The sequence below is a fragment of the Oenococcus sp. genome (genome assembly GCF_047725585.1).
GTDB lineage: Bacteria > Bacillota > Bacilli > Lactobacillales > Lactobacillaceae > Oenococcus > Oenococcus kitaharae_A.
This window is the reverse complement of record NZ_JBDNNF010000002.1, coordinates 14,038-36,563: the sequence shown is the minus strand read 5'-3', so window position 1 is coordinate 36,563 and position 22,526 is coordinate 14,038. Positions and strand designations below refer to the sequence as shown.

26 protein-coding genes, 1 tRNA gene and 1 pseudogene are annotated in these 22,526 nt (G+C 42.0%); 7 read left to right on the top strand and 21 right to left on the bottom strand.

The window, feature by feature from the left end; translation table 11 throughout:
• Positions 1–57: 57 nt before the first annotated feature.
• Positions 58–681 (bottom strand): cell surface protein, encoded by a 624-nt coding sequence (locus ABF487_RS02580; RefSeq protein ID WP_263778593.1) that lies wholly within the window; start codon positions 679–681, stop codon positions 58–60.
• A gap of 352 nt (positions 682–1,033) precedes the next feature.
• Here ABF487_RS02580 and ABF487_RS02575 point away from each other — a divergent pair, with 352 nt between their 5' ends.
• A complete protein-coding gene (locus ABF487_RS02575; protein WP_263778592.1) occupies positions 1,034–2,014 on the top strand; it encodes a diacylglycerol/lipid kinase family protein in 981 nt (326 codons plus the stop codon).
• 30 nt (positions 2,015–2,044) lie between these two features.
• Here the strand turns inward: ABF487_RS02575 and ABF487_RS02570 are convergent.
• Positions 2,045–2,874 (bottom strand): annotated as a pseudogene (locus ABF487_RS02570) (aldo/keto reductase).
• Between the two features lie 80 nt (positions 2,875–2,954).
• The gene (locus tag ABF487_RS02565; protein ID WP_415634393.1) at positions 2,955–3,563 is read right to left on the bottom strand and encodes a nitroreductase family protein; all 609 of its coding nucleotides are present in this window, start codon (positions 3,561–3,563) and stop codon (positions 2,955–2,957) included.
• 162 nt (positions 3,564–3,725) lie between these two features.
• Between ABF487_RS02565 and ABF487_RS02560 the strand changes: the two genes are divergently transcribed.
• The 5 genes from ABF487_RS02560 to ABF487_RS02540 all read left to right on the top strand — a co-directional run bounded on the left by ABF487_RS02560 (position 3,726) and on the right by ABF487_RS02540 (position 6,671).
• Positions 3,726–4,166: an Rrf2 family transcriptional regulator gene (locus ABF487_RS02560; RefSeq protein WP_415627902.1), complete on the top strand. Its 441-nt coding sequence runs from the start codon at positions 3,726–3,728 to the stop codon at positions 4,164–4,166.
• 108 nt (positions 4,167–4,274) lie between these two features.
• Positions 4,275–5,054 (top strand): (S)-acetoin forming diacetyl reductase, encoded by a 780-nt coding sequence (locus ABF487_RS02555; protein WP_415634392.1) that lies wholly within the window; start codon positions 4,275–4,277, stop codon positions 5,052–5,054.
• 100 nt (positions 5,055–5,154) lie between these two features.
• On the top strand, positions 5,155–5,646 hold the full coding sequence (locus ABF487_RS02550) for a GNAT family N-acetyltransferase (RefSeq protein ID WP_415634391.1): 492 nt from the start codon (positions 5,155–5,157) through the stop codon (positions 5,644–5,646).
• Positions 5,647–6,007: 361 nt separating this feature from the next.
• A complete protein-coding gene (locus tag ABF487_RS02545; RefSeq protein ID WP_263778586.1) occupies positions 6,008–6,229 on the top strand; it encodes a hypothetical protein in 222 nt (73 codons plus the stop codon).
• Between the two features lie 127 nt (positions 6,230–6,356).
• Positions 6,357–6,671, top strand: coding sequence for a hypothetical protein (locus ABF487_RS02540; RefSeq protein WP_263778585.1), 315 nt, complete (start codon positions 6,357–6,359; stop codon positions 6,669–6,671).
• A 179-nt stretch (positions 6,672–6,850) separates the two neighbouring features.
• Here the strand turns inward: ABF487_RS02540 and ABF487_RS02535 are convergent, their stop codons facing one another.
• The 12 genes from ABF487_RS02535 to murI all read right to left on the bottom strand — a co-directional run bounded on the left by ABF487_RS02535 (position 6,851) and on the right by murI (position 15,279).
• Positions 6,851–7,246, bottom strand: a complete 396-nt coding sequence (locus tag ABF487_RS02535) for a DUF3021 domain-containing protein (RefSeq protein WP_263778584.1) — start codon at positions 7,244–7,246, stop codon at positions 6,851–6,853.
• A gap of 11 nt (positions 7,247–7,257) precedes the next feature.
• Entirely contained in the window at positions 7,258–7,707 is a 450-nt protein-coding gene (locus tag ABF487_RS02530; protein ID WP_415634390.1) for a LytTR family DNA-binding domain-containing protein, read from the bottom strand.
• A gap of 47 nt (positions 7,708–7,754) precedes the next feature.
• A complete protein-coding gene (locus ABF487_RS02525; RefSeq protein ID WP_415634389.1) occupies positions 7,755–8,615 on the bottom strand; it encodes an ABC transporter permease in 861 nt (286 codons plus the stop codon).
• Complete coding sequence (locus ABF487_RS02520; RefSeq protein ID WP_415634388.1) at positions 8,615–9,508, bottom strand: ABC transporter ATP-binding protein; 894 nt, start codon at positions 9,506–9,508, stop codon at positions 8,615–8,617. The genes ABF487_RS02525 and ABF487_RS02520 overlap by 1 nt, the downstream gene beginning before the upstream one ends.
• A 199-nt stretch (positions 9,509–9,707) precedes the next feature.
• Positions 9,708–10,388, bottom strand: a complete 681-nt coding sequence (locus ABF487_RS02515; RefSeq protein WP_415634387.1) for an NADPH-dependent F420 reductase — start codon at positions 10,386–10,388, stop codon at positions 9,708–9,710.
• Positions 10,388–11,434 carry an Atu2307/SP_0267 family LLM class monooxygenase gene (locus tag ABF487_RS02510; RefSeq protein ID WP_415634386.1) on the bottom strand — a complete coding sequence of 349 codons (1,047 nt, stop codon included), beginning with the start codon at positions 11,432–11,434 and terminating at the stop codon, positions 10,388–10,390. Before ABF487_RS02510 ends, ABF487_RS02515 begins: the two co-directional genes overlap by 1 nt.
• A gap of 233 nt (positions 11,435–11,667) precedes the next feature.
• Positions 11,668–11,741, bottom strand: a tRNA-Lys gene (locus ABF487_RS02505).
• Between the two features lie 59 nt (positions 11,742–11,800).
• Positions 11,801–12,784, bottom strand: a complete 984-nt coding sequence (locus ABF487_RS02500; RefSeq protein ID WP_263780120.1) for a LacI family DNA-binding transcriptional regulator — start codon at positions 12,782–12,784, stop codon at positions 11,801–11,803.
• Positions 12,785–12,901: 117 nt separating this feature from the next.
• Complete coding sequence (locus tag ABF487_RS02495; protein ID WP_263780119.1) at positions 12,902–13,438, bottom strand: YtxH domain-containing protein; 537 nt, start codon at positions 13,436–13,438, stop codon at positions 12,902–12,904.
• Between the two features lie 3 nt (positions 13,439–13,441).
• Positions 13,442–13,861 (bottom strand): DUF948 domain-containing protein, encoded by a 420-nt coding sequence (locus ABF487_RS02490; RefSeq protein WP_263780118.1) that lies wholly within the window; start codon positions 13,859–13,861, stop codon positions 13,442–13,444.
• 45 nt (positions 13,862–13,906) lie between these two features.
• Complete coding sequence (locus ABF487_RS02485) at positions 13,907–14,437, bottom strand: YfcE family phosphodiesterase (RefSeq protein ID WP_415634385.1); 531 nt, start codon at positions 14,435–14,437, stop codon at positions 13,907–13,909.
• Complete coding sequence (gene murI, locus ABF487_RS02480; protein ID WP_415624989.1) at positions 14,434–15,279, bottom strand: glutamate racemase; 846 nt, start codon at positions 15,277–15,279, stop codon at positions 14,434–14,436. Before murI ends, ABF487_RS02485 begins: the two co-directional genes overlap by 4 nt.
• A gap of 63 nt (positions 15,280–15,342) precedes the next feature.
• Here murI and ABF487_RS02475 point away from each other — a divergent pair, with 63 nt between their 5' ends.
• The gene (locus ABF487_RS02475) at positions 15,343–15,768 is read left to right on the top strand and encodes a YslB family protein (RefSeq protein ID WP_263780115.1); all 426 of its coding nucleotides are present in this window, start codon (positions 15,343–15,345) and stop codon (positions 15,766–15,768) included.
• Positions 15,769–15,777: 9 nt separating this feature from the next.
• Here the strand turns inward: ABF487_RS02475 and zapE are convergent, their stop codons facing one another.
• From zapE to polA, 6 genes are read right to left on the bottom strand one after another with little or no spacing between them, the layout of a single operon-like run.
• Positions 15,778–16,581, bottom strand: a complete 804-nt coding sequence (gene zapE / locus ABF487_RS02470) for an AFG1/ZapE family ATPase (RefSeq protein ID WP_415634384.1) — start codon at positions 16,579–16,581, stop codon at positions 15,778–15,780.
• The gene (locus tag ABF487_RS02465; protein ID WP_415634383.1) at positions 16,578–17,843 is read right to left on the bottom strand and encodes a DnaD domain protein; all 1,266 of its coding nucleotides are present in this window, start codon (positions 17,841–17,843) and stop codon (positions 16,578–16,580) included. Before ABF487_RS02465 ends, zapE begins: the two co-directional genes overlap by 4 nt.
• Positions 17,840–18,445, bottom strand: a complete 606-nt coding sequence (gene coaE, locus ABF487_RS02460; RefSeq protein WP_415634382.1) for a dephospho-CoA kinase — start codon at positions 18,443–18,445, stop codon at positions 17,840–17,842. The genes ABF487_RS02465 and coaE overlap by 4 nt, the downstream gene beginning before the upstream one ends.
• A complete protein-coding gene (gene mutM, locus ABF487_RS02455; RefSeq protein ID WP_415634381.1) occupies positions 18,442–19,266 on the bottom strand; it encodes a bifunctional DNA-formamidopyrimidine glycosylase/DNA-(apurinic or apyrimidinic site) lyase in 825 nt (274 codons plus the stop codon). The genes coaE and mutM overlap by 4 nt, the downstream gene beginning before the upstream one ends.
• Positions 19,259–19,792: an NUDIX hydrolase gene (locus ABF487_RS02450; protein ID WP_415634380.1), complete on the bottom strand. Its 534-nt coding sequence runs from the start codon at positions 19,790–19,792 to the stop codon at positions 19,259–19,261. The genes mutM and ABF487_RS02450 overlap by 8 nt, the downstream gene beginning before the upstream one ends.
• Entirely contained in the window at positions 19,779–22,460 is a 2,682-nt protein-coding gene (gene polA / locus ABF487_RS02445) for a DNA polymerase I (protein WP_415634379.1), read from the bottom strand. The genes ABF487_RS02450 and polA overlap by 14 nt, the downstream gene beginning before the upstream one ends.
• Between the last annotated feature and the right edge of the window lie 66 nt (positions 22,461–22,526).

Here is a 22,526-nt window from a genome sequence, read left to right as displayed (position 1 = left end):
TCATATTCTAAAACAGGACGAAAAAAAATGCTTCAATTCAAGAAGCATTTCACTCATTTAATACCAGCCGTAAATACGATGGTGCTCAGCTGCGGCTTCCCACGATCCATAGCGTGCCGCAACATAACGATCTGCTGCCGAACCCGAATAGCCGCCGTAACTAGCTGCAGCCTGTGAACCCATTTGGAACAAGCCCTGATATTGGCCGTTAGCTGCATTAGGATTGCCACCGGACTCGATTGATTTAATCCATTCTTTGGATGCATTTCCCGTAACGCCGTAACTGCCGCTTGATGCAGCAGAATTGACTTGATAACTGGTTGGACGAACTTGGGCAGCCCGTTGAGCTGCTGCTCTCTGTTCGGCTGCGCGTTGTGCTTGTGCCTTTGCCTCAGCTGCTTGTTTGGCTTCTTGGGCTTTTTTTTGTTCAGCCTCTTTCTTTGCTGCTTCTTGTGCAGCAATTTTTTTATCAGCTTCAGCTCTGATTGCAAATTGATCGTTAATCGAATTTTGTTCAACAACATGAGCCGAAGATAAACTATTTATTTGTTTTTGGAATTTGCCCTGACCATTTAAAACTCCCTGCGCAGTGGTGATAGTCGAGGCCTGGAAATGTCCGGACATGACGACTGCGGCCAAGATCATAGATCTGGCAACAGTATTGACGGTAATATGTTTCATTGCAAGAACAATGTTCCCGCCCGAAAATTACTGCAAAATATCATTTAGATTGTCTTTTTGTAACACAGATTTTTAATTGTATATAGCAATAAGCCTTAAAAAAAGGGCAAACTTTTGTAATATTTGAACTTAGGACTATTTTTCACTTTAAACTTTTGTAATAAGTTAAAACAAACAGCGAATTATCCCCCACTTGTAATATACAAATTTATAAAAAAATGGTCAAAATTGCTTTTTTGTTCAAAAAAAATCAATTTTTTTAACTCAGATTAAGTACTCATTTGCGTTTTCCATCCGATAGGACTGTGTCAAAATAGCACTTTCAGCAGTTAAAAGCATACAATTAAGAATTATGCGTGCACATTTTTATGCAATCGTGAATCAGCATGCCGGTAATTATCGAGGTTATAAAATCTGGCAGCAGATTCAAGAACACATGATCGGGATGAATGTTCGTCTATCCGTCCTGCTTTCTGCCTACCCTGGCGCACCGGAAGATCTGGCTTATGATTTAGCCAGCAGTCTCCCAGACAAAGAGTCAGATGTCGTTGTCTTGGCTTTTGGCGGCGATGGCACGCTGCATGAAGTCCTTAATGGCCTGATTGAAGCTAAGCGCCAATATCCGTTGCCGTTAGCCTATATCCCTGCAGGCTCTGGCAATGACTTTGCTCGCGGCGCTGGACTGAAATCAGCGAGTCACTGGAAACAAGGCCTTTCTGACCTCTTACGGACGACACATTCCCAACCGATCAATATCGGTAGTTATCAGCTACAAGACAATCAGCCTAAGCGTTTCTTTATGAACAGTTTTGGCATTGGTTTTGACGGTTCTGTTTTAAAAAGGGCTAATCAATCCTCCTACAAAAATCTATTGAATCACATTGGCTTGGGCGCAATTAGTTATTTGATTGCAGCTGTGTTTACCATTTTTCAAACCAAGGGTTTCTCAGCCAAAATCCAAGGACTGGATCTGACTAAAAGCTATGCCAAAGCCTATCTGATGATCGTCACCAATCATCCCTACTTTGGTGGTGGTATTAAAGTAGCGCCGGATGCAAAACTGCATGAAAATAATCTGAAATTCGTGCTGTTTCAAAGACACCATCTGTTCCAAATCATTATCGACATGCTGGCAATTATTTTCGGCGGTTTTCAATATCATATGAAAGCTGTTGATAATGCTTTGTTAACACACGATTTTACGATTGAAGTCAACAGCAGGCAAACTGCACAAGTAGACGGCAAATCAATCGATCAAGAAAATTATCAGGTTCATTTTTCCAGAAGCAGCTACCCTTTTTGGCTGCCGGAGACAATCAATAAAAAACGCTGACAGTTTTCTGCCAACGTTTTTAATAAATTTTTAAAACTCTTCATACTCGGCTGGATCCTGATTATCGCTTCGGCCATCGGGTTTTGTCAGACTATTAATTATCGACATATCACCATCTGAAATCACAAAGTCGAACAGGTCCATGTTGCCGAACTGACGTGCCGGAGACGATGCTTTAGGAATCGGCAATGTTCCCAATTGCACTTCCCAACGGAGAATCAGTTGGCCGACATTTTTATTGTATTTAGCTGCTAATTTAATTAACGTATCGTTTTTCAGCATTTGACTGGCACGTCCTAACGGGCTCCAGTCTTCAGTCAAAATATTGTGCTTTGTGTCATAATCGCGCTGTGATTGCTGATTGAAGTATGGGTGGAGCTCAATTTGGTTAATTACAGGCATAACGCCTGTCTCTTTTTCCAACTTGTCTAAGTGTTCAGGCAGAAAATTGCAGACCCCAATCGAGCGAATCAAGCCAAATTTCTGAGCTTGAATCAGTGCCTGCCAAGCTTCGACATATTGGCCGCGCTTAGGATTAGGCCAGTGCAGCAGATACAGATCGTAATAATCCAATCCTGCTCGATAAAGTGATTCCTGAATCGTGCTGATCGCATCTTGAAAGCCATAGTGCCTGCCTGGTAATTTAGAAGTAATAATCAAGTCGGCACGATTGATGCCAGCCCGTTTAACAGCTTGACCTAATGCGCCTTCATTTTCATAATTAAAAGCAGAATCCAGCAAACGATAACCAGCCTGAATGCCGGAAACAATCGTATTCACCCCTTGTGTACCGTTCAGCAGGTAAGTACCAAACCAACTTTAGGCAAACGCAATCCGTCGCTTAATACATAATTTTCCATGAATTTAATGCCTCCATGACCCATATTTTAGTTGAAGGAGCATGTCAATAGACAAAAATCACAAATAATTGGTCTAAATTTTAGTTATAGCGTACTTTAAAACGCAGATCATCTGCCAGATAATCTTTATCGTCAGCCGGTGCTTCAATAGACCCAAAAGGCATTTGTGCTCTTAAAATCCAGCCATCGGGAACTTGAAAGGCTTGTTTGATCTGATCATCAATTAAAGGATTGTAGTGCTGCAGACTGGCTCCTAGCCCAACATTAGCCAAGGCTGTCCAGACATTGATTTCAGCTCCGCCTAGCCCCTGTTCAGACCAATCTCGGAAATTATCTTTATAAAGGGTAAATTGTGCCATATCTTTTTCAATCGTCGGCTGATCCGAGAAATAAAGAATTGTACCAAAACCAGCCTTAAAAGCGTCAATCTTAGCCTTTGTCTGCTCATATGCCTCTTGGTTGGGTACTTCTGCTTTCAAGCGTTCTGCGATAATTTTCCAGACCAGATCAGATGACTTGCCAAATAAAATGATGGACCGCACAGTCTGGTTATTAAAAGCCGTTGGCGATTCTTTAATGACTTGCTCAACCAAATCCGTAATTTCTTCTTTGCTGTAATTGACGTTCTTTCCGATAGTCCGAATGGAACGCCGGCTTTTCAATAATTCAAGGTAACTGTGATCAATCATACTGATAGAATCTCCCATATTTTTAGATTAAGATGTTACTTTTTTTATAACATGTTAGATTCTATGCCTGCCAATATCACTTGTCAATGAGCTTCAAAGAGCCTTGTTGACAAAGAATGTGTTATATAATAAGTGACAACTATTAAGGTGAAAGAAAGGATTATGGCTAATACACAGCTTTGTGATGCCACTCATGTGCTGGCTTATATCGCAATCAACAACAAATCCCAAGTTAAAAGTGCTCAAATTGCAGAAAGCCTCCAGACTGCCCCTAGTCTGGTAAGACGTATTATGAGCCGTTTGTCCAAAGCGGGCCTGATCAATACCGTACAAGGCGCGACTCAGCCTATGTTGTCCAGGCCGGCAAATAAAATTTCGCTGCTGGATATCTATTTGGCCTTGGATGAACACCCTGAGCTTCTTAAAATTGACCAGCATACCTCGCCGGATTGCCCGATCGGCAAACAAATTCCGACTATTGTTCACCACTATTATGACGAAATACAAAACGCTGCACAGGCCAAAATGGCTGTGATTTCCTTGCAAGATATTGTTTCCGACATCAAATTGTCTAGAAAACAATCAATTGCAGAGACTAAATAACAGACTTTGGAAATTTTCATTTAATACATTGTGAAATTTTGCCTTTTTTGCTATAATTGCACTTGTGATTTATTGTACATTAAGGATTTAAGGAGAGCTAAAGGAAAAATGTCGGATAAAGTTGCAGTTGTTACGGGCGCCGGTCAAGGTATCGGCGAAGCCATCGCTAAGCGTTTGGCAAAAGATGGTTTTAAAGTTGGTTTGGTCGGCCGTCACGTTGAAAAAGTCGATGCAGTCGCCAAGAACATCAATGATGAATTTGGGGCCGACACAGCCTTTGCAGTCAAGGGCGATGTTTCCAAGCGCGATGAAGTTTTCGCTGCTGTCGAGAAAATCAGCGACAAATTCGGTGATTTGAATGTGATCGTAAATAATGCCGGCGTTGCACCAACGACACCGATTATGGAAGTCACTGAAGATGACATGGAATGGACATGGAAAATCAACGTTGACGGTGTTATTTGGGGCACACAAGCCGCAGTGACAGCTTTCAAGAAGTTTAACCATGGTGGTAAAATTATCAATGCCACTTCACAAGCTGGTGTTCAGGGTAACCCTAGCTTGACTGTCTATGGTTCAACCAAATTCGCGATTCGCGGTATCACGCAGACAACTGCCAAAGAACTTGCAGCTTCCAATATTACGGTTAATGCCTATGCGCCCGGTATCGTTAAGACACCTATGATGGAAGACATTGCCCACGAAGTTGGCCAAAATGCTGGCAAAGACGACGAATGGGGTATGGCACAATTTGCCAAGGGAATCGCTTTAGGCAAACTATCCGAGCCAGAAGACGTTGCCAGTGTTGCTTCATTTTTGGCTGGGCCTGATTCAAATTACATCACCGGTCAGACAATCATTGTCGATGGTGGTATGGTATTTAACTAATTTTCTGATTGAAAAAGCCTGCATGCGCGGGCTTTTTTGTTACGTTCTTTTTTAGATGCGGTAAGATTTTATAAACGAGATAATCAAAAACGAGTAGAGCATGCAGATAAGAGACATTCAGGCTAGAGATGATGCGCCTTTAGAAGCCATCATCCAAAATAATTTAAAACACTTCGCACTGGACATCCCAGGAACCGCATACTTTGATCCAGAGTTGGCTCATTTAAGCCGTTTTTACGCTGCGGCCAAAAATCGTGCCTACTTCGTATTAACGGATGAACAAGACAACGCGCTTGGCGGCTGCGGGATCGCCGAATTCGATAGCACGCATCATATCGCCGAACTTCAAAAATTGTATTTATCCGATCAGGTAAAAGGCCAACATTATAGTTACGATCTGCTGCATCAGGCCTTGGTTTTTGCCAAGCATGCCGGCTATTTGTCCGTCTATTTGGAGACGCATCATCGTTTAAAAGCCGCCGTACATATCTATGAAAAGCTCGCCTTTAAAAAATTGTCCGCTGCCTTGTCGGGTTCTTTGCACAACAGCATGGATCTGTTTTACATGAAAGATTTGACAACCTTTGCATAATAAAAAACAACCCCACCAGCAGTGACGAATCATATGGTTTTACCCAACTCTTCAAGACTGTGAACATTTAACGAACAACTGATTCTAAAGCAATGACGCTCCATTGATCACGTCGCTAAATGCTGATGAGATTGCTCCCGGGTCCTTTGAGATCCAACTTTGCTCATTCGCGAAATCTTTAACAGTGAATCCAATCACCGCTTGTGATCTCCTTGACCCTGATTTAATTATAACAGCTTTCGTCGCTTAATGAAAGCGCTTTCTAAAAAATCTTCCTCTTCTCTTCCTTTAATATTCCTTTAGGCTGCCTTTGATAAAATGAAGCCGGTTATTAATCTAATCAAACACAGAGGAGTGCAATATGTTTAATCTCATCAAGGATTTATTAAAGGACAATGATCATGTGCTTGTCACTTTTACAAATGGCCAATCTCGTGAAATAAAGAAAATCGATCAGTTGCCTGATAACACAAATATTTTCAAAAGCACCGATACGGCAGATTACAAAGTTTATTTTCGTGAAGCAAGCATCGTGACAATTGTACCTGAAGCCAAGCCCACTCAAATCGATCCATTAATCTAAAAAGCCAAATTTGGAAGGGCTTTTTTATTTAGTCGTCTGTCTTTGCCATTTTGTGACGTGTTTATAAACAGTTAATTTTCATTTTGTATGTTAAAAACCGAGTATTTTTTTAAAGCGTGGAGGTTTTATGAAAATTGATAATTACGTCGCAGAAAATGAAAAGAAACAAACAACAGCCAAACGAATTAAAAGCCTTAAAATGATGAGCAAATTCGCCATTCTGGCTTGTTCGCTTATGTATATTTCCTATATCCCACAAATTATGTCCAATTTCTCCGGGAATCCGGTTTCACCCATTCAGCCTGCTGTGGCCACGATTAACGCAACTCTTTGGGTGGCCTACGGCTGGTTAAAAACTTACAAAGATTGGCCGGTCATCATTTCAAACGCACCCGGCATCCTTTTCGGATTAGTCACTTTTGTAACGGTTTACGTGCATTAACGGTTCCTGTTAGGTGGTTAAAAAAGTTATTTTTTGAGATATTTTTAGAAAATTATCATCAAAATATTGTATTATCCACCCACTTTATGGACATTATTCCTAAAAAATGAAAACAGATCAATTTTATCTAAAGTCATGTTCAAACTTTTCTACGTGCCAATAATCGCGATGAACTCGCATTATTTTGTATGATGCCTACTTTGTAATTTTCGGTTAATAGCCAGCACATCTTGATTGATTTGCGTGGTCACAACAACCCATACGCCGATATAAATAATCACAAATGTCAGCCACCACATTTCCCAGGAATTGATTAAAAAGTGATTGACTAGGCTGTAGACGAAAACAAGGGCAGCCGTTAGAACAAAATGAATCACCAACTGACTGGCAAAATTTAAATAATCGTCTAATTCGAAAATCATCGAAACAAGACCGATCGAAGCACCCATAAGCAAGGTGCTGACGATTTCCAGTTTTGAAAAATTCACCGATCCGGAGAAAAGTTTGCCAATCAAATAAATTGATGATGCAAAACCAATCCCGATTAAAATATATCTGATAACTTTTTTCAACATGAGGCTCCTGGTCAAATCCCTAATTTATGTTTCAAATTAACAAGATATCTTCTGCTGATCGGCAATTTCTGACCATTAGTCATAACTGCGACCGGATTGCCGATAAAAACAGTTTCCAAGGATTGCAGAAAATTAAGATTGATGACTGTGGCACGACCGATTTGAATAAAATCACTATCTAAGTGCTCTAAAATTTTATAGAACCTACCACGAGCCGTCAGAACGCTTGCGTCGCTCGTCACCCTCAATTCATCATGAAACACCTCAATCAACATAATATTTTTCTGATGAACCACTCTAACGGACTCGCCGTCATTAAAAGACAAAATGTCGCTAATTTTGTCGTACTTGTCCAAATAATCGTTGATTTTTTGAATCTCGGCCGTATATGCCACTGCTTCGATGACGATATTAACTTGATTGGCCGGCAAGGTTTTATTGGGTAAAAAAGAAATATGCAAATCGGCCTCCCTTATAAAATAAAGTCATTATAAAACACTTGCGGCGCTCACGCCTGTCTGCTGTTGACCCAACGGTTCTTGGCAAGCACTAGCACTAAGGCAATGACCGTCACAGCCGCTAAGACAATAAATTCTTGAGTAAAGGTGGTCATAGATTCCCATTGATAACCAATGCCCAGCATTTTTTTAAACAAGGCCAATTGCCCTTCTTTGACATGGCGAAAAGAAACGACAATCTGGGGCTGCATTAAAATTCGTCGAAAGAGAGACGCTGAATAAGCGCCAGGGTAAAGCTTAATCAAGTTTTGAGCAAAAGCTGGCAGTGTACCGATGGGAATATAAATACCCGCTAAAAATCCTGAGGCTGTTCCGACAATGGATCCAATAATCGACAAAGTTGTTACTTTTTTGACACAAGAAATAATCGCAAGATTCAAGGCTGTTGCACACAATCCGTTCAAAAAAATAATCGCTATCAAAGCTGGCAGTGTCCTTAGTCTTATTTGAATTTTGTCGGCAAAACCGAAATAACCGGCAGCGACCAACAACACAGCCAGTTGCATAATCACCGCAATCAAGACTGCGCTTAAAAAATAACCCAATTGAATCCAAGCTGATTTGGTTGGCGTGACAAGAAAATCCTGCAACTGATGCCCTTGCCGATCACGGACTAACTGTTCAATGGCATTGAGACTTGCCGTCGTCGCTGTGACAGACATCATGCCGCCTATGAGCCAAGGATCAAGTAATTGAATCGCATCAGGCAGATTCGACCAATTTTTTTGCATGCCGTTTTTCAAAAAAACAAGATAGAGTCCCAGCACGATCAAAGCGCTCATCAGCGAAAAAAGGACACTCGCACGATTTCTAAAATACAATTTAAGATTTCTTTCGGTAATAGCTAACATTAACGGATCTCCTTCCCTGTCAAAGCCATAAACATATCGTCAATCATGCCTGGACGGAATTCAAAATTTTTAATTTTATCGGCAAAATCCGATAATAAATGAATTGCGTCTGCAGCGTTATCCACTCGCACAACAATTTTCCAATCAGTCAGCTGGCGGCTAAACTGTTTGGGAAGCTGCTGATTGAGTTGCGGCAGTTCATCAGAAAAAAGTGTTAATTGGCTTTTTGCAAAACGTTTTTTTAAATCTGCAGCTGTACCCTGCGCGATGATCTGACCATGATCAATGATATCGACTTGATCAGCCTGTTCAGCCTCTTCTAAGTAATGAGTTGTCAAAAAGATCGTCATCCCCTCTTTTTTACGCATTAATGACAGCATCTGCCAAATTAAGCTGCGCGTTTGAATGTCCAAGCCAGTCGTCGGTTCGTCCAAAAAGAGAATTTTAGGCTGATTAATCAGAGCTCGAGCAATATCAACACGCCGTTTTTGCCCGCCAGAAAGCGATCCGTATTTTTGATTCTGAAAGTCTTGTGCATGAACTTGATTGATCAGTTCAGACACGCCGTTTTTGGATTGGCCTCGATATAATTTCCAACGAACCAGTAAATTTTCCCGGACCGTCAAATCTGCATCCATGACACTTTCTTGAAAAACGACAGCAATCTGCTCACGAATTTTTTCTGGCAGCTGTTGGCCATTGATTTCAATACTGCCAGCCGTCGGCTTTAAAAGAGTTGTCAGCATCTTAATCGTTGTCGATTTTCCGGCTCCGTTTGGGCCCAAAAAAGCAATTAAGGAACCGCCTTTTTTAATAGTCAAATCTATGCCTTTGACCGCTTGACGATGACTGTAGTTTTTCTTTAATCCTTGTACTTTTAACACGTCTATCATCCACACATCCTCCGTCTCTTTGCGACAAGAAAAAGTGTAAACAACTAGCAATGCTGAAAAGGTTCGCTGCCGATGAGTGGTCGAAAAAGGCCAACAAGCGGTTAAAATAAAGGATCGATTGAATCTCGCTAGCAGCAATCTTAGCCTTTATATCTTTTTGAGCAACAAAAAAACTCAAACAAAATGTCTAAGTTTTAGTTTAAAGAGAATGTTTTTTGCTGCTTTGAAGGATTTTTTTGCCAAAATCCGTTTCAAAATAGTGATCAATCGCGTTTAGCAATTCTGCTCGATTAAAATCGGCACCAAACACGTTCGTTCCAGGTTCTAATTTAATCCCTTCAGCGAGCGAATCCAAAATCGCTGGCTGAAAACCTAGCCGTTTCACAATCTCTGCCACAACTGCGCGGCTTAGTATATCATCAGCGGCTACAGCGATGGCTTTTTTCGGATCTGACTGGTCAGCATAATCAAGCAGGTCATGATAACCCATATGATTAAAAGCTTTCACGACACGGCTTTGATTTAAATGAGCTTGCACCATTTCGCTCGTCGACAAGACGGGGTCTTGAAATTCAGGATGCCGGCCATCAGTCTCCCACCAATAATTCATGGCGTCGATCACAATTTTATTTTTGAAAAGTAGCGGGTCCAGTGTTCGATACTTGCCCAAAGGAAATGCCAGAATCACAACATCAACTTGTCCAAGCAGTTCTTTTGCTAGCATCAAGTGAGCTTGGGGCAGCAATATGTCAGCAGTCAGCGCAATTTTATCTGTTGTACCGGAGCCAGCAATGTAGACATCATAACCGGCCCTAACAGCTAATTGGCCAAGCACCGTACCCAGTTTGCCAAAACCTAAAATCCCCAATTTGTCTGCCATTAATAAACTTCCTTTTCGTCCTTTAACAAGAATTTCACTCTTGGAATAACTTCATTGGCGTATAAAGTAATCGTTTGCAAACGCTCTGCAATTGTCTGCTTCCCGGCACCATATACCAAGTCAAAACGCTGCAGCTGCAGATTTTTAATCACACGAGCAATTTTTCCAGCAACAATTTCAGGCGTTCCGACATACAAGGAGCCATTTAAAATTTCTTGCTGAAACTGTTCTTCTGACATCGCGGCCCAGCCTCTTTCGCTTCCTATTTTGTCTAACATGGCACGAATCGTCCGCCAAGCGCCATTAACAGCCTCTTCGTTATTATCAGAAATAAATCCGTGCGAGTGGATGCCAACAGGACCGATTGTCGTACCCAATTTTTCAGCAGCTCGGTGGTATAAATCAATGTAAGGCTTGAATCTTTCAGGTGCTCCACCAATCACAGCTAAAACCACCGGAAAACTGTATCTGGCAGCTCGAATGATTGATTCCGGAGAACCACCGACCCCAACCCAGGTTTTGATATTACCTCCGGCCGTCTTTGGGAAAACGTCAGCATTTTTTAATGGTGCACGCATTTTTCCTTGCCAAGTCACTGGTTTTTCTGATAAAAGCTGTTTAAAAAGAGCTGTCTTTTCTTCAAATAGCTCATTATAATCGGTCAAATCGTAGCCGAAAAGCGGGAACGATTCTGTAAAAGAACCACGGCCCAAAATAATTTCGGCCCGTCCATTAGAGACGGCATCGAGCGTTGCAAAACGCTCAAACACTCTGACCGGATCATCGGAACTCAATACAGTCACGCCAGAAGACAATTTGATGCGTTTGGTCTGACTGGCAATCGCAGCCAAAACCATTTCAGGACTGGAAATCGCATAATCCGGCCGATGGTGTTCGCCCAAGGCAAAAATATCAACACCAAGCTGGTCCGCTAAAATGCCTTCCCTTTGGACTTGCCTGATTGCTTGCGCATAAGTTGTTAATTGGCCCTTGTCATCAAAAGCTAAATCACCAAAGATATCCAAACCGAAACTGATTGTATCCATCACTAATGCTCCTTTTATCTTACTTTTAGTAAGTAAACCATATACCGATTCTTTTTTCAATGGATACAGGACTTTTGTTTGCAATGATTGTGCATTTACCAGCCCAGGTTCCCCGTCAAGCACCGTTTGAACAGTTAGAACACAATAGCAGCAGCCCCCATCACACCGGCATTTAGGCACAAAAAAACCGCCATGACGGCGGTTATTCCCAAGGACACCAGATTTGCATCTAGTGCCCCCTCCCGGATTCGAACCGGGGACCTTGGGATTAAAAATCCCCTACTCTAACCAGCTGAGTTAAAGGGGCATTGCTTAACAGCAACAAGAAATATTTTATAGGAATCTAAATAAATTTGCAAGCATTTTTTAAAGAGTTGTATCTTTAAGAACAAATTCATGAGGCAGAATAACAGTCGGATCATCAACAGGATCGCCAGACATGAGCTTGGTCAACAGGCGCATCGACACAGCACCGATATCAAATTTCGGCTGTGTAACCGATGAAACGGCCGGTCGTGTCATTTTGACAAGTTTGGTGTCGTTTGACGAAATAATCTGAAAATCATTTGGTACTTGCACATGATTATCCAGCATATAATTCAAAATACCAATCGCAGGTTCATCCTCGCCGACGATAACGCCCTTTATGCCGTCTTCCAACAAATGATGGGCGAGATTATAGCCAGAACGGTAATCGTCCTCTGACTCGTATATTTTGCCCTTGCTGACAGCCTTCAGAAAACCCTGCTGCCTCAACGCAGACAAGCCGCTTTCTCCAGGATTATCGACAAGCGCAATTTGTGTGTCTGACAAATGCTGTTTCAAAATATTGCCAGCCTGCTGAAAAGCCTGAACGTAATCGATATTAACCGATGGCAGTTTACCATCTTGTGCGACCGAACCGGCGAACACGACTGGTACTGGCGAGCTCTTCAATAAGTCGAACATTTCTTGAGAAGTCTGATTGCCAATATAGACTATCCCGTCTACATGCTGAGACATCAAAGTCTCAAAAGCCTCTTTCCCAGCAGTGGGATTATTATCCGAAACAGACAAAGAGACCGAATAGTTGTAAATTTTAGCAACAGCATCAATACCTTGTGCCAATTCAGCAAAATACAAATCTGTCAAATCAGGTACCATCATGCCCACCATCGTTGTTTTAGAACTAGCCAATCCCTTTGCCATGGCATTAGGACGGTAATTCAACTCTTTGATTGCTTTAAGGACTTTCCTTCTTGTTTCTTCTTTAACTTTGCCGTTATTATTAACGACACGACTGACCGTAGCTAAGCTGACACCGGCTCTTTCGGATACATCGTAAATTGTTGGTTGCTTATTTTCTGACATCACTTCTACCTAGTATAAATAATCATAACGATAATTAAAAGAGATTACAAACGCTTACAATTCTTATTTAATTTTCGTTACAAAAAAAACTAGGATCAAGTCCTAGCTGCTAAATTATTATTTGTCTTTTGTATCGTCGTCGCTTTTGTCTGGTGCCGGCGTATCTTTGGTTAGATCGTCTTTTAGGGCATCGTCTTCTTCTAAATCGATATCTTCTTTAGAAAAGTGCTGGCGCAGATCATCAACGGTTTCCTTAGCTTTTTCCACATAAGGCGTCATGGCTTCTCTGGCTTTTTCTGTATAGGGCGCAGCTTTGTCTAACAAATCACCTGCTGTATCTTTAGCTCTTTCTAAATATGGGGAGGCCTTTTCAGCAAAGTCGCCAGCCTTATCTTTCAGGTCTTGATAACTATCGGCATATTTAGAGTTCTTCAACTGCTCATCTAATTCGCCGACCTTATTTTTGGCCTTTTCTGTCAAATCACCAGCTAAATCAGCACCGGCATAAGCGGCATCATAACCCAAATCTTTCAATTTGCTGCCAGCTTCCTTAGCTTTGCGCGTCAATTCTTCCTGTTTTGCTTGTGGCAATGCCTTAAAAGCGGCATAAGCCGCAGCACCTGCCAATATTCCTGCTATTAATCCTTTTGCCATCTTTTATCCTTTCCTTGCACGACTTTTTTTGAAACGATTCAGAGCTGCTTGGCCGACCGTGAAAAGCACGCCTGATTTAATTGCCGAATCTGCAAGTCCGCTTACCATTTTCTTGACTTTAGTCTTCTTATCGACAACTTCGGTTTTCTTTTTATTAATCTTGTCTGTAAAATGACTAACAGTTGAACCTAAATCTGCTGTTGCCTGCACAACTGGATCCAAACGAGCAACTTTGCTGGTCATATCCTTAAGCAGCGACTTTGTGGTTGAGGTCATCTGGTCGACGTCGCTTGCGATTGGTTCGATGTGCTTTTTTAAAATTAACACAGTCCGATTAATTGAAATTAAAACAACGACGATCGCAATGACCAGAATGGCAAACGCAATTGCGGCAATCAGTGCGGCTATTTGACCAAGTTCCATGTTTCCTCCTCTTGTTGCCTTTATTATACCTAGTTTTTTGACTGATTATCTTGAAAATCTGCGTGCCCAAGCGGTAATTTTCTGAAAATCCCGCGTGTAAAAATCAAGTTGGAAAAACGCTGGGTTGACCTTTAATATGGCAAAAGTGCCGCCTATTTTGCGCTGCGGACCTCTTGGAAAACTCGGCGAACCCGGATTGATAAACAGCTTATTATCATGCATCTGTGCAAAAGGAATGTGCGTGTGCCCAAAAAGAACAATCTCCGCATGAACTTTCTCAGCGTCCCGGTTCAAAGCTGTCAAACCGTATGCAACCCGCTGCAAATGCCCATGTGTCTGATAAATTGTAAGATGGTCTTGAGGATTTTTGTAAACCTGTTCCACTGGATATCGTGAATCATAATCCATGTTGCCTAAGACGGCGTGAATACCTTGCCAAACAGGATCTGATGCGTCAAATTCTGAATCCCCATTATAAAAAACGGCTGCCAGCTGAGGATCTTGGCGGCCATAATCTAAAATCGACTGAAAGGTATCCCGATCGCCATGGCTATCGCTGAAAATTAAATAATTCATTCAAAAAGGCCTTGCTGATTAATTTTCAACTCTTTGACAGTTAAGTTAGCATTACCTAGCCAGCGTTTTGCAAATTTAGCAAAACGGTCAATACTGCCCGTAGTATAAAAGGTATCCTCACTGTGCGGATTGATTTTTTTCGAATCGTGCAAAGCATCATCGGCTTTTAAAATCTCGACCGCCTGCCCAATTTCTGCAATGGCCGGATCCACAATTGTGACATCCGAACCACAAGCTTCACTGATTTCTTTGGTCAAAATCGGAAAATGCGTGCAGCCCAAAACCAAGGCATCTGCTTTTTGGCCGTCAACCGTTTCATTCACCCAGTCATGCAGCTGTTCGTACACAGTCGCCTGAGCCTGTTTGGTGCCGGCTAAATCATGTTCGACCATCTGAACGAAATCCGGCAGTGCTTTTTGCCTAACTATTAGATTGGCATTTAAGGATTTGAGGGTATTGTAATAGGCTTTTGAATCCACAGTGGACTGAGTCCCAACAATATCAATATGCAGATTTCTCGTTGCGTTGATCCCGCTGATAGCGCCAGCATAAATCACACCAATGACCGGAATCGACAAATGTGCCCTTAAATCCGGCAGAGCCTGTGCAGTAGCCGTATTACAGGCGACCACCAAGATTTTAATATCATGTTTTTTAACCAAAAAATCCGCCATTTGCAGACTGAATTTTACAATCTCGGCATGTGGGCGCGGGCCATACGGCAGGCGGGCTTCATCCCCGACAAAATAGACCGATTCATTCGGTATTTGTTTTAATGCTTCAGCGACAACAGTTAATCCGCCCAAGCCTGAGTCAATATATCCAATTCCACGATTATCCATACCTACAGTATAGAATGTTTCAAAATCTTTTATGCTGAGTACCAAAAAGCTATACTAAATGATGTGAAAAAAGACGCGTTTAAAAATCTATCAGAAATTGCAAATAATCAAACGGCCTTCTCACTGGCTTTACTCCGGGACGGTATCCTTAATGACATCCTGAGCGACGATGCCAACGATATTCTTTATTACGCCGGCAAGGAAGTGGCCCGCCAATTCTTTACTAAGACCCTAAACGGCATTCAGGAATTCTTTCACGCCGCTGGTTGGGGCGACATTGAAATTTCGTCTCAAAAGGAAGACAAAGAGACTTGGCTTTTAAGTGGTGAAATTATCAAAATCAGACGTTTAGCCACTGAAGAACCCTCTTTTTTTCTTGAAGCCGGTTTTTTGGCACAGGAAATCCAGCAGCAGACACACCGTTCGACAGAATGTTCATACCAAGTTGACGACAAGACACGCGTGATTTTTACAGTTTATATTGACTGATAAGATTGATTATCGGCGGCTCTTTCCACCCATTTCAATCGGATCCGACAAAAATTTGATTCTTTCAATAATGCGAGCTGCCTTAATTGGCTCAGAGACACCGCGTGCAACAGCCAAATACTGTTCTTCAAGTGATTTCATATCAAAATTGGAGGTGAAAAAAGTTGGCCGCAAATCATTCATTCGGCTATCGAGAATAGCTGCCAGCACATTATCTCTTACCCAAGTGGTTAAATCACCGGCACCGATATCGTCAATCACCAGCACCTCGGCCTGTGAAATTCGTCGAATCAACCGCTGTTTTTCCAGCATCTGCAAATCATTCAACCGTGTAATCAAAGCCGAAAAATTCACAAAAGCCGTTTTAATATTTTTCATGGCAAGCTCATTAAGCAGCGCTGACATCAAATAACTTTTTCCTACACCAAAATTGCCCCACAAGTAGATGCCCTTATGGAATTTTTTTGTCTTACTATATGTTTCTGCAAAATTTATCGCTGAAATCAAAGCTTGGTTACGCTGCTCATCAATTTCAAAATCCGAAAAAGACACCTTGAACAGACTGGCCGCTTGACCGATACGGAGACTGTTTCCCTGAGGACTCGCAGTGGTTTTCTGATAAAAAATATCAATTCGGCCATCCAGCAAAACAAGCTCCGGACGGTAATCAGGAAATAAAGGGTGTGCTAATTGATCCACAAAATCAGACAGAACACCGCTGTTAGTCTCCAATAACCCACGATCAGCCGATAAGTGCTGCGTTGCAACAAACTGCGCAACTTGAGAGTTTTTTAAAAGATCTTCGAGTGTCATTTATCCTTCTTTTCCTGCTGGTACTTGGCCAAAGCCTCTGAGGCCAATTGATTATCCGTTTTTTGAGTGTTGCCGTAATTCATCTTCTTTTCTTTCTGAAGAGGTGATTTTTTATTATAGCTGCGTTTTTGCAACTGCTTTTGCTGACGGTTTTTAATTGATAAAACGGCATCTTGAGCCGTTTTCACCTTGCTTTGTAGAAATGAATCCGCGATAGCTTGTGAAAGCGGACCGGGCAGATTGCTGGATTCCAACCCGATCAGAACCTGGTGAATCAAAATATTGATCACTTCCGGTGCAAGGCCCAGATCCAAAAGCTGCTGCAGAATTTTTTGCTCTGAGCTGGTGATGATACCGCCCTTGTCGGCCTTGAGCTGTCCCAAAAAAACGTAGGGCCGCAGTTCTTTAGCTGCTTGAATTAAAGCCTGCTCATCGGCGGATAACTTGGTCCTAGGCTCTGTTTGAGGCGATGGTGGCAAAACAAACACTGGCTGCGTTTTGCCGGCCTGTCTGTACTGATTAAGCTGCTGGAAAAAAAGGCCGTGATCAATGGTCTTATCATCAATTAACAGCGACTTGGCTAACAATCCCAACAGTTGTTCTTCGTTAAAGCCATAGATCAAATGCTGAGCCAGGATAAAATTATGTTCTTTGGTAACTTCCTGTTCGGAAACACCATATTTCTTAAGGTTCTGTTCAACCAAAGAAAAATTGAAATCAACCGCCTGCAATGGCGCCTTTTCAGCTTGTTTAGCCCGACTCAATCGATCCTGATCTGGTACATTTTGTAAGTGCAGGCTGCCAAACGCTTCATAAAAATTAGCATTGCTCTTCAAACCGCTAGGAGATAAATTGTCCTGTTTTGTTTTTTCCAATAATTGAGAAAAAGTGTCCTGTCCGACAAGACTATAAAAAAAACTGGCCAGCAAGTCGTCACTTAAAAATGCCTGTTCCGATAGCGGCAATTTGACATCAAAAGTGAGCGAAGCATCTTGAAGATAACTGTCTAGCAGTCCGCAGGCTTCTAATTTTTTTTTCGCTCTGTCAAAATCGGTCAGCGAAATATTCTGGCAGTCGAGCAGATCGTTTAGTTGGCCTTTTTGCTGACCATTTACTGCCAGCTGCAGGTACAAAGCCAAGGCATCACTGCCGATTAAAGGCAGATATAGCATCGTCAAGCGCTGCAAAGATTGTTGGCTTAATGATACAGACCGGCTGCTAAAATCCCAATAAGCCTTCAATTGTGTCGTATTTTCGATCATGCTTGTAAACTATTTTCAGAAATAAATTGTAGCACGCATTGTTTCAAGGCATCTTTGTCGCCAGTGTTTTCGATCACAAAATCTGCCATGGCAGCTTTTTGAGCCAAAGGCATTTGAGCAGCGATACGGTTAACAGCATCCTGTTGAGAAAGATGATCCCGCTGCATAATACGGTCAATACGTGTTTTTTTATCAGCGTCCACAACGATAACTGTATCCAAATCCCTTTCCCAATGACGCTCGTACAACAAAGGAATATCAACGATCAGCGTATGGACGCGTCCCTCGTTTTCCAAGAATTCCATGCGCATCTGCATCAGCTGCTTAATTGACGGCTGCAAGATAGCATTCAATTTCTTCAAAGCACGTGGATCGGCAAAAACCATTTGGCCTAATTTTTTCCTGTCCAAAGAGGCGCCTTTCATGACAGAAATCCCGAACGCATTCTTAATTTCTTCTAATTCAAAACGGCCAGGCATTACAACCTCGTGTGCTACTTGATCAGCATCGATAATCGTATAACCTAATTCAGCAAAAATTTTAGCGACAGTTGTTTTACCACTGCCGATGCCGCCGGTTAAACCAATTTTTTTAATTTTCATTTCTGACAATGTGGACAATATGTCGTTCCTCTTTGTGCAACTTTTATTTTAATAAGCTCATACCCATCCCGCTGGCATGGCTGACCAACACGGCCATATGCGTGCAGTTTATCCTGCATATGTCCGGCATGTCCGGACGCATCAATAAAGGAGTGGACAGTTGAACCGCCCTGATCAATTGCAAAAGTCAGCTCATGAATGATATTCTCACGCAATACTTCTGCCTCTTGTCGGCTGATTTCACAAGCAGGCCGCAATGGGCTGATTTTGCTCATCCAAAGGACCTCGTCAGCATAAATATTACCTAAACCAGCCAGATTATTCTGATCCAAAAGCCAGCCTTTGATGGCCTTTTTGGATTTTTGCAAACGAGCAAATAAGTAATTCAAGGTCAAAGTAGTTTCGGTCGGTTCCGGCCCCATCGTAGCTAAAGATCTGACTTCTTTGGTCTCTTGGCCAGTGGCCACCAGCTGCATTTTACCGAATTTTCTCGTATCATCATAAAATATCTGTGAGCCGTTGGCTAGCTTAAAAATGGCTTCGGTGTGCTTTCTAGGTTGAGCACTATCGTCTTCAATTGCGTAGCGGCCTTCCATGCGCATGTGGGAAATAATCGTCTGCTGATTATCTAACCGTAAAAGAAGAAATTTGCCGCGCCGGTCTACTTGCCGGACAAGGCTGCCAGTCACTTGCTGGATAAATTTTTCCGGGTCGCCCAGCAATAATTTGCGATAAAGAATTTTTACAGAAACGATTTTCTCGTTAGCAAAATAATTGCTCAGGCCACGGCGGACTGTTTCCACTTCAGGCAATTCAGGCATTGTTTCCTCCAAATATTACTGACTCTGCTTTTTTGACATAGGGCAGATTGTCATCAGAAATGTACTGTGTCAGTTCGCCAATCGGAACGTATCGAATCTGCTCGATTTCAGATTTTTGAATTTGAAAGGATGCTAATGGCAAGTCAACTTTTATCGCATACCAATCATCGAAAACCGGCCAATTACGAAAACTTTCAACAAAATTTTCTGTTTTGAAGTCATATTGCAAATTAATTTCTTCTTTGACCTCACGCCGAATTGCATCCAAGGATGTTTCCCCAGCTAAAGCAGATCCGCCAGTTTCCAAATCCCACTCACCAGGCCGACCAATTTTATTAAATGAGCGCTGCTGCAAAAGTATTTCATGTTTAAAATTGAAAATAGTTGCGTTAACAACCAAGTGCCATTCACCTGCAGAAAAAGCTTGACCACGCTTTTTTTGGCCAATTATTTCTCGACGTTTGTTTAGCAGATCCCAGTGTTCGCCTAATTTGTCGGCACGCTGATCCAATTCATTTTTCGTCATACCAATTCGCTCCATAATGCGCCTCGACTCGTAAAGGAACATTCAGTTTGACAGCTGAGTCCATCACAGCAGGTACTAATTTCTCTAAAATTTTGATCTCGCTTTCAGGCGCCTCAAAAATCAATTCATCGTGAACTTGCAGCAGCATGCGAGCCTGCAGATCTTTTGAGGTCAACGCCTCTTGCATCTTGATCATGGCAATTTTAATAATGTCGGCTGCTGAACCCTGAATCGGCGTATTTGTCGCGGTTCTTTCGGCAAAAGAACGCAAATTGAAATTTTTACTGTGGATATCCGGCAGGTAACGGCGGCGATGTGCGATCGTCTCAACAAACCCCTGCTTATGCGCCAGCGCGATGATGGCGTCAATCCAGATTTTCACACTGGGAAATTCGCGAAAATAGGTTTCAATAATTTCTTTTCCGGCTTGCCGCGAGATACCCAAGCGCTGAGCAAGGCCAAAATCCGATATGCCATAGACAATTCCGAAATTAACCGCTTTGGCCATCCGCCTCTGATCAAAACTAATTTCAGTCTTCGAGTCAAGGCCAAAAATTGATCTAGCAGTAGCCGCGTGAATATCCTCACCTGTCTCAAAAGCTTTTTTTAAATTAGCATCCCCTGTCACATGTGCCAAAACACGCAACTCGATCTGGGAATAATCAGCACCAAAAATTTTCCAACCAGGCTGGCTTGGTACAAAAGCCTTGCGAATCCGTTTACCTTCTTCGTCACGATCAGGAATATTCTGCATATTCGGGTCAACCGATGAAAGCCGTCCTGTCTGAGTCAGCGTTTGGAGATATCGTGTGTGAATTTTGCTGTCTTTTGGATTAACAACTTCTAAGAGCCCTTTGACATAAGTCGAATTCAATTTAGCTAATTGGCGGTATTGCAAGATTAATTGTACAAAAGGATAGTGTTCAGCTAATTCATCCAAAACACCGGCTGCCGTTGAATAACCCGTCTTCGTTTTTTTGATCGGCGGCACGCCCATTTTCACAAATAGCAGATCAGCTAGCTGTTTAGGAGAATTAATATTAAACTCTTCATCAGCTTCCTCATAAATCTGTTTTTCCAGCTCAGCAATACGCTGTTTGAATTCTCGGCCCAGTGCTGCCAGCTCTGGTTGGTCCAGCTTGATACCAGTAAACTCCATTTTCGCGAGCACATCTGAAAGCGGCAGCTCGATTTGCCGATAGAGATCTACTTGCTGATTTTCAGTCAACTTTTTCATTGCCGGTTCATGCAACTTGCTGATCGTAGCTGCCTTCTCAGCTAAATGATTAAACAAAGTCTCATCATCAGCTGGAATCTGAAATTTAGCACCAGTGCCATAAACATCGTCATCCGATTCAAGAAATAAATTAAAGCGGCTGGCCAGAGTGGATAGCTGATTATCGTTATCAGTCGTATCCAATAAATAAGCAACTAAGAGAAAGTCAAAATCGATATTGTTAGCAGTTAAGCCAAGACGTTCCAATAATATCGTCAGCTCTTTTGCATTAAAAACATATTTCGGCAGTTTGCTATTGAACAAGTCTTTGACCGCTGGCTCTTGGAGCAAGGTCAAATCTCGGGAGGCGAAATAGCCTTCCTGCTGATTGCCAATCACAAAGCCAACGATATTGGCTACATGATAATTATCCGAATCAGTTTCAAAATAAATCGTCAAATAATCCTTGATTGAAGCCAAATGATCAAGATTAGCTGCAGTGAGTTCAACCATCTTGTCCGGTGATTCGTCTGACTGCTGTTTTTCTTCAATCATGCCGGCCTTTTGCATAGAATGAATTTTGGCTAGTTGAACTTTAAAATCCAGTTCTTCATAAAAAGGGACCAATTCCTTGTAATTAATTTCCTGATTCTTCAAATCAGTTAAATCGAATTCGACCGGTACATCTGTTTTAATCGTCGCTAACTCGTGTGCCTGATAAGCAGTCGCTTTATCGTTCAGAAGATTTTCTTTTAACTTGGAAGCCTTCATGCTGTCAATATTGGCATAAATACCGTCAAGACTGCCATATTCGTTAATCAGCTTGATAGCGGTTTTTTCTCCCACTTTCGTGACACCAGGATAATGGTCGGACGTATCGCCAGTCAGAGCTTTCATTTCGATAACTTGGGCCGGTGTGATCCCGCCCCATTTTTCTGCTAAAAATTTCGGTGTGTAAACATCTAAATCCGTGACACCTTTTTTAGTGACATTGACAGAAACATTATCCGTTGTCAATTGCGTCAAGTCACGATCACCCGTTATAATCGTTGTTTTCAGGCCTGCCTGCTCAGCTAATTTAGCATAAGTACCGATAATATCATCAGCTTCATATCCTGGCAATTCATAAGAATGAATACCATGCAAATCAACCATTTTTCTGAGATAGGGAAACTGCTCCGACAACTCCGGCGGTGTTGTCTGCCGGTCGCCTTTATAATCCTGAAAAATTTTCCCGCGAAAAGTCGTGGAACCTTTACCGGCATCCCAAGCAACTAGTGCATAATCAGGTTCCATTTTTTCGACAATCTGATCAAAAAAATTGTTAAAAGCTACCAGCGCATTCGTATGAAGCCCGCCGTGGGCAATCATGCGATCCACTTGATTGTACATTGCATAGAAAGCGCGAAAAGCTAGTGAATTACCATCGATTAATAAAAGTGTTTTTGCCATTAATTTCATTCTAACAGTCGTGTTCCTGCTAAGAATCATCGGTCTAATAAAAAACTCTGAAGCCGC

What these genes read in the sequence shown, in the direction of transcription:
- ABF487_RS02580 (WP_263778593.1), bottom strand. Translation starts at nt 681, where the DNA reads ATGAAACATATTACCGTCAATACTGTTGCCAGATCTATGATCTTGGCC.
- ABF487_RS02575 (WP_263778592.1), top strand. Translation starts at nt 1,034, where the DNA reads ATGCGTGCACATTTTTATGCAATCGTGAATCAGCATGCCGGTAATTAT.
- ABF487_RS02565 (WP_415634393.1), bottom strand. Translation starts at nt 3,563, where the DNA reads ATGATTGATCACAGTTACCTTGAATTATTGAAAAGCCGGCGTTCCATT.
- ABF487_RS02560 (WP_415627902.1), top strand. Translation starts at nt 3,726, where the DNA reads ATGGCTAATACACAGCTTTGTGATGCCACTCATGTGCTGGCTTATATC.
- ABF487_RS02555 (WP_415634392.1), top strand. Translation starts at nt 4,275, where the DNA reads ATGTCGGATAAAGTTGCAGTTGTTACGGGCGCCGGTCAAGGTATCGGC.
- ABF487_RS02550 (WP_415634391.1), top strand. Translation starts at nt 5,155, where the DNA reads ATGCAGATAAGAGACATTCAGGCTAGAGATGATGCGCCTTTAGAAGCC.
- ABF487_RS02545 (WP_263778586.1), top strand. Translation starts at nt 6,008, where the DNA reads ATGTTTAATCTCATCAAGGATTTATTAAAGGACAATGATCATGTGCTT.
- ABF487_RS02540 (WP_263778585.1), top strand. Translation starts at nt 6,357, where the DNA reads ATGAAAATTGATAATTACGTCGCAGAAAATGAAAAGAAACAAACAACA.
- ABF487_RS02535 (WP_263778584.1), bottom strand. Translation starts at nt 7,246, where the DNA reads ATGTTGAAAAAAGTTATCAGATATATTTTAATCGGGATTGGTTTTGCA.
- ABF487_RS02525 (WP_415634389.1), bottom strand. Translation starts at nt 8,615, where the DNA reads ATGTTAGCTATTACCGAAAGAAATCTTAAATTGTATTTTAGAAATCGT.
- ABF487_RS02520 (WP_415634388.1), bottom strand. Translation starts at nt 9,508, where the DNA reads ATGATAGACGTGTTAAAAGTACAAGGATTAAAGAAAAACTACAGTCAT.
- ABF487_RS02515 (WP_415634387.1), bottom strand. Translation starts at nt 10,388, where the DNA reads ATGGCAGACAAATTGGGGATTTTAGGTTTTGGCAAACTGGGTACGGTG.
- ABF487_RS02510 (WP_415634386.1), bottom strand. Translation starts at nt 11,434, where the DNA reads ATGGATACAATCAGTTTCGGTTTGGATATCTTTGGTGATTTAGCTTTT.
- ABF487_RS02500 (WP_263780120.1), bottom strand. Translation starts at nt 12,784, where the DNA reads ATGTCAGAAAATAAGCAACCAACAATTTACGATGTATCCGAAAGAGCC.
- ABF487_RS02495 (WP_263780119.1), bottom strand. Translation starts at nt 13,438, where the DNA reads ATGGCAAAAGGATTAATAGCAGGAATATTGGCAGGTGCTGCGGCTTAT.
- ABF487_RS02490 (WP_263780118.1), bottom strand. Translation starts at nt 13,861, where the DNA reads ATGGAACTTGGTCAAATAGCCGCACTGATTGCCGCAATTGCGTTTGCC.
- ABF487_RS02485 (WP_415634385.1), bottom strand. Translation starts at nt 14,437, where the DNA reads ATGAATTATTTAATTTTCAGCGATAGCCATGGCGATCGGGATACCTTT.
- murI (WP_415624989.1), bottom strand. Translation starts at nt 15,279, where the DNA reads ATGGATAATCGTGGAATTGGATATATTGACTCAGGCTTGGGCGGATTA.
- zapE (WP_415634384.1), bottom strand. Translation starts at nt 16,581, where the DNA reads ATGACACTCGAAGATCTTTTAAAAAACTCTCAAGTTGCGCAGTTTGTT.
- ABF487_RS02465 (WP_415634383.1), bottom strand. Translation starts at nt 17,843, where the DNA reads ATGATCGAAAATACGACACAATTGAAGGCTTATTGGGATTTTAGCAGC.
- coaE (WP_415634382.1), bottom strand. Translation starts at nt 18,445, where the DNA reads ATGAAAATTAAAAAAATTGGTTTAACCGGCGGCATCGGCAGTGGTAAA.
- mutM (WP_415634381.1), bottom strand. Translation starts at nt 19,266, where the DNA reads ATGCCTGAATTGCCTGAAGTGGAAACAGTCCGCCGTGGCCTGAGCAAT.
- ABF487_RS02450 (WP_415634380.1), bottom strand. Translation starts at nt 19,792, where the DNA reads ATGACGAAAAATGAATTGGATCAGCGTGCCGACAAATTAGGCGAACAC.
- polA (WP_415634379.1), bottom strand. Translation starts at nt 22,460, where the DNA reads ATGGCAAAAACACTTTTATTAATCGATGGTAATTCACTAGCTTTTCGC.